Origin of the sequence: Actinoplanes sp. NPDC049802, from assembly GCF_040656595.1 — a bacterium.
In the GTDB taxonomy this organism is placed as follows: domain Bacteria; phylum Actinomycetota; class Actinomycetes; order Mycobacteriales; family Micromonosporaceae; genus Actinoplanes.
In genome coordinates, this window is record NZ_JBFAMR010000027.1 from 6229 (window position 1) to 19643 (window position 13415).

Sequence of the window (13415 nt, forward strand, 5' to 3'; positions counted from 1 at the left end):
ACGGCAGAACGCCAGGACGCCAGAACGGCAGGGCGGCAGAACGGCAGGGCGGCAGAACGCCAGAACGGCAGGGCGGCAGGGCGGCAGAACGCCAGGACGCCAGAACGGCAGGGCGGCAGAACGGCAGGGCGGCAGAACGCCAGAACGGCAGGGCGGCAGGGCGGCAGAACGCCAGGGCGCCCGAACGCCAGGGCGCCAGAACGCCCGAACGCCAAAACGGCAGGGCGGCAGAGCGGCGGGGCGGCAGGGCGGACCGTCGGTGCGCTGTGGGCGCCCGCCCGGCGGGCAGACGGGGCCGAGCGATTCGGCACACACGCAGGGCCCCGCGGTCGCTCACGAGTGTCACAGCAGTGCTCGGGGCACACCGTCGGCGCGCTGTGCACCTCGCCCGCCCGGCGGGCGTGCAGGCGGGCGGGCGGGGGCGAGCGATTCGGCCAGCCGGGATGTCAGCGCTGCCTCGAACACACGGAAACGACCCCCACGACCAGCCGGCTCCCCCGGGCGGGCAGCGAAACGCCCGGCCGGGGAACAGACCGGCCGGGCGTGACGTGGGATGCGTCAGTGCAGGACGACGGGTGCGACGTTCTCGTCGTCGAGGAGGTGGGACTCCTCCTTCTTGCGGGGCAGGAACAGCGCCGGGATCAGGGTGAGCGTCATGAGCACGAAACCGACCATGAAGGTGTTGGCGAACGAGTCGGCCGCGAACTGCAGGCCGCGCTCGATCAAGGTCGGGTCGGGCACGCTCTGGGCGATCGCCGGGTCGGACTGGGCGGCCATGGCGAGACCGGCCTCGGTGACCGGGGCGCCGGTCACCGGGTTGGTCACGCCGGGAATGGCGGGCGACCCGTTCAGCTCGCTGGTGAGGATCACCGACATGACGGCGGAGCCGACCGAACCGGCGATCTGCTGCAGGATGTTCAGCAGGGTGGAGCCGCGGGCCACCTCGTGGTTGGTCAGGGTGCGCAGCGCCGACGTCATGATCGGCATCATGGTGCCGCCCATGCCGAGGCCCATCACGAACAGCGAGCCGCACAGCAGCAGGTACGACGTGTCCGTCCCGACCTGGGTGAAGGTGTAGAACCCGCCCGCGATCAGCATCAGCGCGAACGGCACCGTCCGCCCGACCGGAACCTTGTCGGCGAGCACGCCGGCGATCGGCATGGTCACCATGGCGCCGATGCCCTGCGGCGCCATGAGCAGGCCGGCGTGCAGCGTCGACTCGCCGCGGATCTGCAGGAAGTAGCTGGGGAAGAGCAACCCGGCGCCCATGAAGGCGACGGTGAAGACGGCCAGCGTGATCGACGCGACGGTGAGGTTGCGGTTGCGCAGCAGCCGCAGGTCGAGCAGCGGGTGCGCGGGTTTGAACGACCAGAACACGAAGCCGATCACCAGCAGGGCGCCGACCAGCATCGGGATCCACACCTTGTCGGCGGTGACGGTCTGCTCCTCGGGCAGGGAGGACACCCCGTAGAGGAACAGGGCGAGGCCGGGCGAGAGCATCAGCATGCCGACGAAGTCGAACGACTCGGACGGCTCCGGGCTGTCCTTCGGCAGCACGATCTGCGCGTAGATCAGCGAGGCGAGTCCGATCGGCAGGTTGATCAGGAAGATCCACTGCCAGCTGTACGAGTCGATCAGCCAGCCGCCGAGGATCGGGCCGCCGATCGGGCCGAGCAGCATCGGGATGCCGAGGACGGCCATCAGCCGGCCGATCCGCTCGGGCCCGGCCGCCCTGGTCATGATCGTCATGCCGAGCGGCATGAGCATGCCGCCGCCCAGACCCTGCAGGACCCGGTACGCGATGAGCTGGCCGATGCCGTCGGCGGTGGCGCAGAGGCCGGAGCCGAGGGTGAACAGCAGAAGCGCGGCCATGTAGAGCCGCTTGGTACCGAACCGGTCAGCGGCCCACCCGGTGAGCGGGATGACCGTGGCGAGGGCCAGGGTATAGGCCGTCATCGTCCAGGCCACCTCGGCGTAGGTGGCGTTGAACTCCTTCTGGAAGGTGGGCAGCGCGACGCTGACCACGGTCACGTCGAGGATCGACATGATGGCGCCGAGGACGACGACCCCGGCGATCTTCAGGACGGCGCCGTCGAGTTTCGCCGGCGCCGCCGCGGATTGACTGCTCACAACATCTCCACAGGTTGGGCGGCATTCCGGAGCGTAGCGGCGGGGTACGACAGCGATCTCAGGATTTATCAGCGCCGCCGATATCCGGTTGCCCCGTTCGGCGCACCCATGCTGAGGTGAGTATTCCCAGGCCATTGGCGGTCCAATGGACCACGAACGGGGCCAGAAGTCCCCCGCCGAGGTACCGGAGAAAGCTGAGAAGGACCCCCGCAAGGGTGGTGAACGCCACTTCTCGCCGGTCCGGAAGATGCCACAGACCGAAGAGCACCGAGGTGAGCAGCACCGCCCAGAGCGGTCCGTGGTCCCGGCTGATCAACGCGAACAGCACTCCGCGGAACGCCACCTCCTCGAAGATCACCGTGCTCAGCGGCACCTCGACGAGGGCGCTGCGGACCGGGTGCGGGAAGTACGGCTCGGCGAGCGCCCGCCGCACGGCCGGGATCAGCAGGCCCACCCCGTATCCGGCGGCGATCAGGAGGGCGGCGCCCAGCGCGTACCCCCAGCCGGCGGTGAGGGTGAGGCCCGCCTCGGCGGGAGTGAGCCCGGAGAGAAGGACCAGCGCGGCCGCGGCGAGCGGCCCGGTGTAGGGCTGCGCGCGCGCCGGGCCGCGGCGGTTCCACACGCGGACCGCCGCCATGAACGCCAGCACCAGAAGGACGATCGCCCCACATTAATCGGTCGACGCCGCGGCGGAGTCTTCCGTAACGTGGCCGCATCACCGCGACCGGAGAGGAGGCACGGCCATGCGTTACCGCACCGCCGTCGTCATCCCCGCGTCGCGTTTCGAGCTGATTCTCGTGTCTGGTGCGGCCGGCTCCGGCTGCGCCACCGGGGCTGGTCTCTGCCTGTAACGGCGCAGTCCGCCTTCCGATCAGACTCGAAAGACCTATTCATCATGCATGTCCGTAATATCGGTATCCTCGCGCACGTCGACGCCGGCAAGACCACGCTCACCGAGCGGATCCTGTTCGTCACCGGCATGACCCACAAGACCGGCGAGGTGCACGACGGCGACACCGTCACCGACTTCGACCCGCAGGAGCGCGATCGTGGCATCACCATCTTCGCGGCGGCGGTCAGCTGTGACTGGGCCGGTCACCGGCTCAACCTGATCGACACGCCGGGACACGTCGACTTCTCCGACGAGGTGGAGCGGTCGCTGCGGGTGCTGGACGGCGCGATCGCCGTCTTCGACGGCGTCGCCGGGGTGGAGCCGCAGAGCGAGAGCGTCTGGCGGACCGCCGACCGGTACGGGGTGCCGCGCATCGCCTTCGTCAACAAGCTCGACCGGCCGGGCGCCGACCTGGACGCCGCCGTGGCCTCGATCCGCGAGAAGCTGGAGGTCACTCCGCTGGTGGTGCAGCAGCCGATCGGCCGGGAAGGCGACTTCGCCGGCGTGATCGACCTCGTCGACGCTCCGCCCCCACAGGCGCGGGAGGCACGCCGGAGGCTGGAGGAGGCGGTCGCCGAACTGCATCCCGAAGCGCTCGAACACCTCGACGACATGTCCGATACGACGCTGAGGAAGGCGATCCGTGACCTGAGCCTGTCCCGAAGCGCGGTGGTGGTGCTCTGCGGCTCCGCCTACCGGGACAAAGGTGTGGAGCCGCTGCTGGACGCGGTGGTCGACTATCTGCCCGCACCCGGCGGCGACCCGGCGAAGGACCTGGTGGCGCTCGTCTTCAAGAAGCGGGACCGGCTCACCTACCTGCGCGTCTACGACGGCACGATCACGAAGGGGGACACCGTGTGGGACGCGGGCGCCGGGCGCACCGAGCGGATCGCCCGCATCCTGCGGGTGCAGGCCGACCGGCACACCGACGTCGACCGTGCGGTGGCCGGCGACATCGTCGCGGTGGCCGGTGTGAAGGCCGCCCGGACCGGCACGACGCTGTGCGACCGGCGGCATCCGGTGCTGCTGGAGGCGCCGCGCACGGCCGAGCCGCTGGTGTCGGTGGCGGTCGAGGCGCGTACCTCCGACGGCGCGCAGAAGCTGCCGGCGGCGCTCGCGGCGCTGGCCGACGAGGATCCGTCGCTGTCCGTGCGCACCGACGCGGAGACCGGGCAGACGCTGCTGTCGGGTCTCGGCGAGCTGCATCTGGAGGTAGCCGTGGAGAAGGTGCGGCAGCGCACCGGGCTCGCGATGACGGTGGGCCGGCCGCGCGTCCGGTTCCGGGAGGCGGTGACCGGCGGCGTCACCGGCGTGCTCTACCGGCACGTCAAACAGGACGGCGGCGCGGGCCAGTTCGCGCACGTCGTGCTGGACGTGACACCGGTCGACGGGACGGGTTTCTCGTTCGCGTCCACGGTGACCGGTGGCCGGGTGCCGGCCGAGTTCATCCGGGCGGTCGAGGTGGGCTGCCGGGAGGCGCTCGCCGACGGTCCGCTCGGCGGTCATCCGGTGGTCGGGCTGCGGGTGACGCTCACCGACGGGCAGACGCATCCGAAGGACTCGTCGGAGATGGCGTTCCGCGCGGCCGGCCGGTTCGGGCTCCGCGCGGCGCTGCGCGCCTGCACGCTGACGCTGCTCGAGCCGGTCGCGGAGGTCACCGTGAGCGCGCCCTCGGACGCGCTCGGCGCGGTGCTCGGCGATCTCGCCGCGCGGCGTGCTCAGGTGACCGATTCGACGGTACGCACGGTGACCGCGACGGTTCCGCTGTCCGAGCTGTTCGGGTACGCCACCCGGCTGCGCAGCCGCACGCACGGCCGGGGCACGTTCACCAGCCGCCCGGCCGGCTACCGTCCGGCGGCGTAGGCACGTCCGCGGCGCCACGGTGACCTCATCCTGCCCGTCCGCGGCGCCACGGTGATCTCATCCGCAAGGGGGGATGCCGTGGCGCCGCCCCGCCGAGCAGGCTGAACCTTCCGATCCGCGGTGAAGGGCAGCCCGATGACAAGTGCAGCGGAGACGGCGACCGGCCGTCCCAACCGGCTGGCCGTCCTGCTGTCGATGGCGATGTTCGTGCTGGTGGTGGACACGTCGCTGATGAACGTGTCGATCTCGGCGGTGGTCCGGGACCTGGACACCACGGCGAGCCGGGTGCAGTCGGCCATCGCCCTGGAAGCGCTGGTGTCGGCCGCGTTCATCCTGATCGGCGGCAAGGTCGGCGACCTGATCGGCCGCAAGCGGGCGTACGTGCTGGGCCTTCTCGGCTACGCGGTCGGCGCGATCGCGATGACCGTCTCGCAGAGCCTGACCCCGATCATCATCTGCTGGGCGCTGATCGGCGGCATCGGCGCGTCGCTGCTGCTGCCGGCGATGCAGTCGCTCATCCACGGCAACTTCGAGGGCAAGGCACAGACCAAGGTGTACGCCATGGTCGGCGCCGCGGCCGCGATCGCCGCCGCGGTGGGGCCGCTGCTCGGCGGGTTCATCACCACGTTCCTGTCCTGGCGGGTCGGGTTCGCCCTGGAGGCAGTGATCATCGCGGTGGTGCTGTCCGGCATCGGCCTGATCCGCAACGTGGAGTACACCGGACCCCGGCACATCGACCTGGTCGGCGCGGTCCTGTCGGTGGTCGGCATGGGTGGCGTGGTGCTCGGCATCCTGGTCTGGCAGGAGGGCGGCGACCGGGTGCTGGCGCTGATCCTGCTCGGGCTGCTGGCGCTGGCGGGTCTCGCGTACTGGCTGGTGCGGCGTAAGCGGGCGGAGCAGCCGGCTCTGCTGGACCCGGGGCTGTTCGGCTCCGGGCTGTTCCGGGCCGGGATCACCGGGCAGCTGTTGCAGCAGATCACGCTCGGCGGCGTCATGATCGCGCTGCCGATCTACCTCCAGATGGTGCTGGAGTACAACGCGCTGCAGGCGGGCCTGTCGCTCGCGCCGCTGTCGCTGACCATGTTCGCGGTCGCGCTGCTGGCCGGGCGCCGGGCCGGGAAACGCCGCCCGGCGGTCATCATCCGCACCGGGTTCCTGCTGCTCAGCCTCGGCACGCTGGCGCTCATCCCGCTGGTGCCGCGGGCCGGTTTCGGCTGGCAGCTGCTGATCCCGCTGGCGGTCGCCGGCGCCGGTCTGGGCCTGCTGGTGTCGCAGCTCAACAACTACACGCTCTCGCCGGTCGAGGAGGAACGGGTCAGCGAGGCGGCCGCGGTCAACTCGGCCGGCGGATCGTTCGGCCTGTCGTTCGGGCTGGCCTTCTCCGGGGCGATCATGCTGGCCGCGCTGAGCCTGTCGTTCACCACTCTGGCCGACCGCAGCACGGTGCTGGACCCGGGCGAGAAGCAGGAGGTCGCCCAGGCATTGGAGCACAACGCCGAGGTGATGACCAACGAGCACCTGGACAGCCTGCTGGCGGACCGGCCGGCCGAGGTACGCGACGAGATCATCCGGATCAACACCGAGGCCCGGCCGGTCGCCCTCCAGGCGGCGCTGATCATCCCGCTGCTGGCCGCCCTGCTGGGGCTGCTCAACTCGTTCCGGATGACCCGCCTGCCGGACCCACGGCCGTCCGAGGGCGACGGCAACCTGCTGGGCTGAGCGCCGATCCGGGCCGCCGCGGTGCACGGGCCGGTTCACAGCGGACGCCGTCAGTCGCAGGCCCCGGGGTCGAACCGGGCGATCCGCCCTTATGAGGGGTGGCCGGGCCCACGCCCGCCTGCGGAGTCGGAGATCAGCCCGTCAGCCGAGCGTGTCGTCGACCGCCGCACCGCCTGTTGCCGCCCGCGAGCAGCCCGGCCGGCCGCGGGCGCCCCGTCGTCGCCGTCGGCGATCCGGACCGGGGCGCCGCCGGCCGGTTTCGTGAGCCGGATCACCCGCATGATCATCCGCCGATTGTCACCCACCCGGCGTCAAGGGCTGCCATCATGCCCGCATGCGTTCAACGGTGGCGGCAGTGCACGAGCTCGTGACCAGGCTGGAGCCGGTCGACAACCTGGAGGGCGAGCACCGCGGCCACGTGCTCGGCTGGCTGCGGAGCACCGACGACGTCTACCGGCGGGTCAAGCCGGCCGAGCCGGGCAGGCACCTGGTGTCCTACGTGGTGCCGGTCGATCCGGCCGACGGCGGCGTCCTGCTGGTCGAGCACCGCAACGCCGGGCTGTGGTTGCCGCCGGGCGGGCACGTCGAGGTGGGCGAGGACCCGTACGACACGGCGGTCCGCGAACTGAAGGAGGAACTGGGGGTGACGGCGAAACCGTCGCCCGAGCCGCTCTTCCTGACCGTCACCGAGACGGTCGGCCTGGACTCCGGCCACATCGACGTGAGCCTGTGGTACCTGGTCGAACTGTCCCGCAGTCAGGAGGTGCAGCCCGACGCCGGAGAGTTCCACCAGGCGCGCTGGTGGGCCCCGGTGGAGATCGCCACCGCCGATCCGGCCGGTTTCGACCCGCACCTGGGCCGTTTCCTGCGCAAACTCAGTGCAGCACTCGGTAGGTGAGATGGGTGACGCCGCTTCCCTCGATGACCGACGGGTCGGCGAGGCGGATCGGGCCCACCTCCTGCTCGCGGAAGAGGCTGACACCCGCGCCGAGCAGCACCGGCACCAGCGACACGACGATCTCGTCGAGCAGGCCGGCGTCCAGGTACTGCTGGGTGAGCGTCGGCGTGGACACCGACACGGTCCGTTCCCCGGCGGTGTCCTGCGCCGCTTCCAGGGCGGTGATCGCGTCGGGGTAGAAGCTGGTCGCGGAGTCCTCGCGCGGCCAGCCGCCGGGCACCGTGTGGCTGACCACGAAGACCGGGCAGCCGGCCGGGTGCCGTCCACCCCACCCATCGGTACGGTCGAAGAGCCGCCGACCGCAGATCAGCGCGCCCGCGCCGGTCAGGGCGGGCCGCAGGAAACCGGCGCTCTCCTCGGAGACGTGGAAGACCCAGCGTGGGTCGGCGCTCGGCACTTCGACGTCGCCGTTCTGGTACCACCCGAACAGCTCACCGACGCCGTCGTTCTCATCCGCGACGAACCCGTCCAGAGACATGGACAGGGCAGCGACGACCTTGCCCATGGCAGGCCTCCTTCTGCGCATCCCTCCTCGCAGGTTTCTCCCCCGCGGCCGATTCACGCAAGCCGTTCACGCGGCGATTCCCTAACGAAGCGGAGGAGGTGGGATTCGAACCCACGGGGCCCCTCGCGGGGCCCACGCCGTTTCCAGCGGCGTTTCCGAAGCCGGGCCGGCTCCTCCAAGATCACGCGGAGACGGAGGGAGTCGAACCCCCACGAGGCGTCAAACCTCCAACCGCTTTCGAAGCGGCGGCCGGCACCCATCGGCTGGCGTCTCCCGATCGAACAGTCGGGTCGGCGGGATTCGTTATCTCTACTCCCGTAGCCCGACTGTTGCTGGTCGTACGACACGCTCAGCGGTCACTCTCGGAGATCCGCTGAGGTAGTTCTTGATCCTGTTACGGTCGCTTTATGTCTATTTAGTCCGTAACAGGAGGGGTCGGTTGCTGTGCGTGCAGAGTTGGCCGTCCGATCGATGCCGGTTCGTCTGCCGTCGGGCGTGACGACCGCGACGGTCGTGGGGCTCGACGGGCTGCCGATCGAAGAGGTCGAGACCTTCCTGGGGTACCTGCGGACGCTCGACTCCTCGCGCAACACGGTGGTGTCGTACGCGCGGCACCTGGCGCTGTGGTTTCGCTGGCTGACCGGCCGCGGTGTCAGCTGGGAGCAGCTGAACTTCGAGGGGCTGTGCGCGTTCGTGCAGGACTTGGCCGATGGGACCGTGCCGGCCCTGCACCGGGTCGGCGAGGCTCGGGCCCCGCGGCCGCGAAGTCGGGCGACTCAGGAGGCGGTGCTGGCTGCAGTGTGCTCCTTCCTCGACTACTGGCGGCTGGAGGGCCGTGGCCCGCAGGACCTCGCGTTGTACCGCCAGGCACGTACGCCGGGTCAGACCGCGTACCGGTTTTTGGCGCACATCGAGGCCCGGCGTGGCCGGCTGCAACGGCGGATCCGGGTCAAGGGACCGAAGTCGCCGGTGCCGCAGATCGTGGCGTTCGAGGACGACTTCGATCGTCTGGTCACCGCGGCGAGCACGGCGCGGGACCGCACGCTGCTGAGCGCCATGTACGACGGCGGTCTACGGATCGGTCAGGCCTTGGGGCTGCGGCACGAAGACCTGGACATCGCCCGGCAGAGGGTCACGATCGTGCGCCGGGAAAACAACGCCAACGCCGCACTGTCGAAGCAGCGGGCCACGTTCACCGTCGACATGCCCACCCGGTTCTTCGACTTCTACGGTCAGAGCCTGGTCGACGAGCAACTGCCGCTCGGCATCGACAGCGACTACGTGTTCGTCACGCTGTCGCCGGGCCGATTTCTCGGCCGGCCGATGACCTACGCCAACGCCATTCAACGAGTCAAGGCGATCGGGGCACGCGCCGGGGTTGCGTTGACGCCCCACACCTTGCGGCACACCCACGGCACCGCGCTGGCCAAGGCGAGCTGGAGCGCACCGGAGATCGCGAAGCGGCTGGGCCACAGCAACGCCAGCAGCGCCGACGTCTACATCCACCTGGTTGAGGCGGACATCGAGGACAAGTACCGAGCGACATTCGGCGATCGGCTGGACCCATGAGCACAGACCTGCGTCAAATGAATCCTGCAACCTCGCCAGCACCCGCCTCGTTGCCGATTCTCCCTGGTCCGTGGCAATCGGATGTGTGGTTGATCGAGCGCCCGCTGCAGTTGGTGGCCAGTGGCACCAGCGAGTGCGTCGTCGCGGGCTGCAACCGGCCAGCGGGTACGGCGGAGGGCGACAAACCTCGACCGACCGACGTGCTTTGTGTGGGACATCGACGGCGCCTCAGAAAGCAGGGCGGCGGGATGTCCGCGGTTGACGCGTTCGTCGCCGAGCAGTCCGGGGCTCGGCCGATTCGTGCACCGGGCGGCGCAGTCACCCGGAAACCGTTCTTCCCACCGGTCGATTTCACGCTCGCGGATCCGCAGCTGGCTCTGGAACTGCGTTACATCACGGGAATCCGGATCACCCGTGGGCACTGGACCTGCGGCGAGTACGTCGTGAACGTACTCCGCGAGACGCTTGCCTATGGCAGGGAGCATCAGCTTCGCAGCCTGCTGGACTTTCCCGTTGACGTCCTCGCTCTGGAGCCGTCCAAGGGTGATCCCAACGCCGGACTCTTCCGGGGACGGGGAAAACCGTTCCGCGACTTCCGCACCGCGCTCAGGAAGATGATCCGCATCCTGACGCTAGCCACGACAGACCCCTGGGACGCCGAGGTGTGGCATCACGCCGACCTCGGGATTCCCAACTCGCAGGCCGCCGGACTCAGCCTGATCTACTGGCGACCGGTCACCTGCAGCTGGCTGCTCCAGGGAATGAAGAGGCTCGCTCGCCAACATCTGCAGGCCGGCACTCGCACCTGGACCACGGTTCGCCGATACATCCAAGGCGCTGGATTGATGAGCCGGTTCATGGCCGAAGAAGCTGGGCCGATCGAACCAGCGGCCCTTACCAGGCGAGTGTTCCTGGACTTCGTGCACTGGGTCCGATTCGAGAACCCCGGAAACGCCGACCTTATCGGCGTCAACTCCCTGGCCCGCAACCTGGTCGAGTTGCGCGCAGAAGGCATCACTCCGGATCTGCCGGACACCACGTTCCTCCTGCGCGGCGAGAACATCGTGCGCAAGGTTCGCCAGCCCAAGCCATTTCCGGCCGATGTGCTTCAGCGTCTCGACGAGATGATCGCCAACGACCTGATGCTGCCAGCTGAAATGCGGCTGATGCTGCGTCTGTTCCGAGCTACCGGGCCTCGGGCGTCCGAGGCGCTACTGCTCCCTCGCGACTGCATCCGACACGTCGAAGGGCGTGGCTACAGCCTGGAATACTTCCAGACCAAGACGCAGGACTGGCGGCGAGTGCCGCTGCCGGACCGTCTTGGCCGCGACTTGGCCGCTCACGCGGCGGCCGTCGTCGAGCACTACGGCGAGGCATGCCCCTGGATGTTTCCCTATGCCGGGCCGACGCCGCGAACCAACACTCTGCTGCCGGGCGCTACCGAGTCCACCCACTGGCCCTACGCTCGCTTCAGCGCCGCCGTCTGGTCCGCCTACCGCCGCAACGGCATCACGTCGTCGGCGTTGACCGGAGAGATCCTCACCGGGCCGAACCTGCACCGATTCCGACACAGCATCGCTACCGGCCTGCTCAACGAGGGCTGGAGCCAATACGAGGTGCAGAAGTTCCTCGGCCACAAGTCCGCCGTCATGATGCAGTCCTACGCGGAGATCCATGAAGACACGCTGCGGACCAAATACATTGAGTTCGTCAACCACGCCATCGACGTGAACGGGCAACGGACGCCGGCAGCAGCGGCCGGCGCCGCCCAGGTCGAACGTCTCCGCGACAAGATGATCCGCTCGACGCTTCCCAACGGGTACTGCACCCTGCCGGAGAAGCAGAACTGCGACTTCGTTCCTACCCCGTGCCTGAGCTGCAAGCCCTTCTTCCGCACAACGCCTACGTTCCTGCCCATCCACATCCGGCAGCGTGACGAGGCGCTACGCGAACTGGACCTGGCCAAGGACCAGGGCCGTCATCGCGCCGCAGAGGCACACGAGAAGACTCTGAGCCGACTCGAGGTCATCATCGCCAGCCTCGAGTCCGAGAAAGAGACCATCCGCGCTGAGGAGGCGTCCTGAGCCAGGACCGGGATGCTCGGGTCACACGTCTACGAGCCGCGGCCCAGCGCAAACACGACGAAGCCACCGCCCGCGCGCAGCGGGCACTCATCGCGATCCGGGCCCGGGGCGGCCCGATCAACTTCACCAGCGTCGCGGCCGAGGCTAACGTCTCGAAAGACTTCCTCTACACCCAGCCGCAGCTACGCCAGGCCATCATGGCCGAGCGCACCGCGGTTCAAGGCACCGTGCCGCTCCCGGCTGCCGAACGCTCGACCGCGAGTTCGGCGACCGTGAAACTTGCTGTCGCCACGAAGGCGCTGGCCCAGCTGCGCGCCGAGAACACCCAGCTCCGCGCTGACAATGCTCGGCTACTCGGTGAACTCATGACGCTTCGCCGCACGACGTCGCCGAACAGACCGGGCTGACCAAAGGAGCCGGCCCGATGGTGCTCGTTCGCGACCCGGAGCCGATCCGATAAGTGGACCTACACCTCAACCCAGTCCACCTGCGGAGACAACTCGCCGTGCTCACAGAAGTAGCGAACGGCTTCGACAGCGTCCTCTACCGGCAGCGCAGCGGACGGAGGGAACTCCGTCCAGTGCCCGAAGTAGTGGAAAACCACGCCTTCGTCGTCTCGTCGCCGCGCGCGTCCCTGGCTGCTGAAATAGGGCGGCATCCCGGATGCGCCCACGAAACTCAACACCGAGACCTCACGGCCCAGCCCGATCGAGAGCGAGTCACCGTCGTCAAGAGTGACTGCAGCTATCAATGGCTGACGGCCCGCGTCCTGCTCCGCCTCCGCGAGCGCATACCGGAGTTCTTCATCACAAGAGACAAGATGGCCGTCTTCGTCCTCCCGCCAACTGATCTTGGCGCGCAAGTTCCTCTCCTCAGGGTCGCGACCGTAGTCAGGCAAGGCTACGAGACCCCCTGAACCTCCCAAGATCGCAGTCAAGCTTGTCGGGATGCCCGGATTCAAGCACCACCCCGGGGGATGCCGATCGACCGTAGTGTTTGATCGAGCGGTGATCGACTGGGGCTCAGTGCGGGATGCTCGAGGTGACTCTGGTGTCGTCGTCGAGCGACTACTCGATCGACTCAAGCTTCAGCCCGATGCTGCCCTCTGGAATGAACTCGACCGACGGCTGATCGTCGAGGACGAATGCTTCTTCGCCGTCGGGTTCGCCGCTCTTCCCACGCTCAGCCAGCTCGCGCAGGCCGGCGACACCGAGCAGCGGGACCGAGCGCTGGACCTCGCCGCGGTGATCACACGGACGCTGCACCGGAATCACGAGGATGACCGTCTGGTCCGGGCTATTCCTGATGTCCTGGCAGTCCTCCACCGTCTCGCCCGAGCCCGCGTCGCCACCTGCACCGGGCCCACGTTGGTCAGGCGGTTGCAGGGCACTCTGGCCTTCGCCGGTTACACCTTCTGGGCCTCGATCAGCCTGGACTTCACCGACGAGCACTACCACCTCGACTGCCCGCACTGCCCCGCCCGTCTGGCGATCGTCATCGGCGACTACGGGCATTACTCAGCGATCCGCGACTACAACGACGGCGATGTTCGTCGTGTTGGTTCTGAGCGTGAGTAGCGGTCCCGTTTAGTCGGGAGTTTGGGTCCCGGCATCTGCCCGCAGGTTTCATTGGGCGTGAGTTTGGGACCCGCCTGGTTGTGGGCCGATGCCCTGCGTCAGATAGAGAACGGCGAGG

12 protein-coding genes and 2 tRNA genes are annotated in these 13415 nt (G+C 68.9%); 7 read left to right on the forward strand and 7 right to left on the reverse strand.

Annotation, left to right across the window (positions count from 1 at the left end):
* Positions 1–558: 558 nt before the first annotated feature.
* Positions 559–2130 carry a DHA2 family efflux MFS transporter permease subunit gene (locus AB0I88_RS19875; protein ID WP_361026169.1) on the reverse strand — a complete coding sequence of 524 codons (1572 nt, stop codon included), beginning with the start codon at positions 2128–2130 and terminating at the stop codon, positions 559–561.
* A gap of 58 nt (positions 2131–2188) precedes the next feature.
* A complete protein-coding gene (locus tag AB0I88_RS19880) occupies positions 2189–2779 on the reverse strand; it encodes a CPBP family intramembrane glutamic endopeptidase (RefSeq protein WP_361026172.1) in 591 nt (196 codons plus the stop codon).
* 246 nt (positions 2780–3025) lie between these two features.
* On the opposite strand from AB0I88_RS19880, the gene AB0I88_RS19885 reads away from it, so the two are divergent.
* The gene (locus AB0I88_RS19885) at positions 3026–4885 is read left to right on the forward strand and encodes an elongation factor G (RefSeq protein ID WP_361026175.1); all 1860 of its coding nucleotides are present in this window, start codon (positions 3026–3028) and stop codon (positions 4883–4885) included.
* 135 nt (positions 4886–5020) lie between these two features.
* Positions 5021–6604 carry an MFS transporter gene (locus AB0I88_RS19890; protein ID WP_361026178.1) on the forward strand — a complete coding sequence of 528 codons (1584 nt, stop codon included), beginning with the start codon at positions 5021–5023 and terminating at the stop codon, positions 6602–6604.
* Positions 6605–6693: 89 nt separating this feature from the next.
* Here the strand turns inward: AB0I88_RS19890 and AB0I88_RS19895 are convergent, their stop codons facing one another.
* Positions 6694–6891, reverse strand: coding sequence for a hypothetical protein (locus AB0I88_RS19895; protein WP_361026181.1), 198 nt, complete (start codon positions 6889–6891; stop codon positions 6694–6696).
* A gap of 47 nt (positions 6892–6938) precedes the next feature.
* On the opposite strand from AB0I88_RS19895, the gene AB0I88_RS19900 reads away from it, so the two are divergent.
* Positions 6939–7502 (forward strand): NUDIX hydrolase, encoded by a 564-nt coding sequence (locus AB0I88_RS19900; protein WP_361026184.1) that lies wholly within the window; start codon positions 6939–6941, stop codon positions 7500–7502.
* Here AB0I88_RS19900 and AB0I88_RS19905 read toward each other — a convergent pair.
* The 3 genes from AB0I88_RS19905 to AB0I88_RS19915 form a co-directional block, all read right to left on the reverse strand.
* Positions 7480–8067 (reverse strand): dihydrofolate reductase family protein, encoded by a 588-nt coding sequence (locus AB0I88_RS19905; RefSeq protein ID WP_361026187.1) that lies wholly within the window; start codon positions 8065–8067, stop codon positions 7480–7482. The genes AB0I88_RS19900 and AB0I88_RS19905 overlap by 23 nt on opposite strands.
* 90 nt (positions 8068–8157) lie before the next feature.
* Positions 8158–8244 (reverse strand) — tRNA-Ser (locus tag AB0I88_RS19910).
* 9 nt (positions 8245–8253) lie between these two features.
* A tRNA-Ser gene (locus tag AB0I88_RS19915) sits at positions 8254–8341 on the reverse strand.
* A gap of 197 nt (positions 8342–8538) precedes the next feature.
* Here AB0I88_RS19915 and AB0I88_RS19920 point away from each other — a divergent pair.
* Genes AB0I88_RS19920 through AB0I88_RS19930 form a run of 3 tightly spaced genes read left to right on the forward strand, consistent with a single transcriptional unit; the run spans position 8539 to position 12127 of the window.
* Positions 8539–9636, forward strand: coding sequence for a tyrosine-type recombinase/integrase (locus AB0I88_RS19920; RefSeq protein ID WP_361026190.1), 1098 nt, complete (start codon positions 8539–8541; stop codon positions 9634–9636).
* On the forward strand, positions 9633–11720 hold the full coding sequence (locus AB0I88_RS19925; RefSeq protein WP_361026193.1) for a site-specific integrase: 2088 nt from the start codon (positions 9633–9635) through the stop codon (positions 11718–11720). Before AB0I88_RS19920 ends, AB0I88_RS19925 begins: the two co-directional genes overlap by 4 nt.
* A complete protein-coding gene (locus AB0I88_RS19930; RefSeq protein WP_361026428.1) occupies positions 11717–12127 on the forward strand; it encodes a DUF6262 family protein in 411 nt (136 codons plus the stop codon). The genes AB0I88_RS19925 and AB0I88_RS19930 overlap by 4 nt, the downstream gene beginning before the upstream one ends.
* Before the next feature lie 59 nt (positions 12128–12186).
* Here the strand turns inward: AB0I88_RS19930 and AB0I88_RS19935 are convergent, their stop codons facing one another.
* Entirely contained in the window at positions 12187–12582 is a 396-nt protein-coding gene (locus AB0I88_RS19935) for an Imm1 family immunity protein (protein ID WP_361026196.1), read from the reverse strand.
* Between the two features lie 145 nt (positions 12583–12727).
* Here AB0I88_RS19935 and AB0I88_RS19940 point away from each other — a divergent pair, with 145 nt between their 5' ends.
* Positions 12728–13297: a hypothetical protein gene (locus AB0I88_RS19940; RefSeq protein ID WP_361026199.1), complete on the forward strand. Its 570-nt coding sequence runs from the start codon at positions 12728–12730 to the stop codon at positions 13295–13297.
* Positions 13298–13415: the final 118 nt, after the last annotated feature.

What these genes read in the sequence shown, in the direction of transcription:
- AB0I88_RS19885 (WP_361026175.1), top strand. Translation starts at nt 3,026, where the DNA reads ATGCATGTCCGTAATATCGGTATCCTCGCGCACGTCGACGCCGGCAAG.
- AB0I88_RS19890 (WP_361026178.1), top strand. Translation starts at nt 5,021, where the DNA reads ATGACAAGTGCAGCGGAGACGGCGACCGGCCGTCCCAACCGGCTGGCC.
- AB0I88_RS19895 (WP_361026181.1), bottom strand. Translation starts at nt 6,891, where the DNA reads ATGATCATGCGGGTGATCCGGCTCACGAAACCGGCCGGCGGCGCCCCG.
- AB0I88_RS19900 (WP_361026184.1), top strand. Translation starts at nt 6,939, where the DNA reads ATGCGTTCAACGGTGGCGGCAGTGCACGAGCTCGTGACCAGGCTGGAG.
- AB0I88_RS19905 (WP_361026187.1), bottom strand. Translation starts at nt 8,067, where the DNA reads ATGGGCAAGGTCGTCGCTGCCCTGTCCATGTCTCTGGACGGGTTCGTC.
- AB0I88_RS19920 (WP_361026190.1), top strand. Translation starts at nt 8,539, where the DNA reads ATGCCGGTTCGTCTGCCGTCGGGCGTGACGACCGCGACGGTCGTGGGG.
- AB0I88_RS19925 (WP_361026193.1), top strand. Translation starts at nt 9,633, where the DNA reads ATGAGCACAGACCTGCGTCAAATGAATCCTGCAACCTCGCCAGCACCC.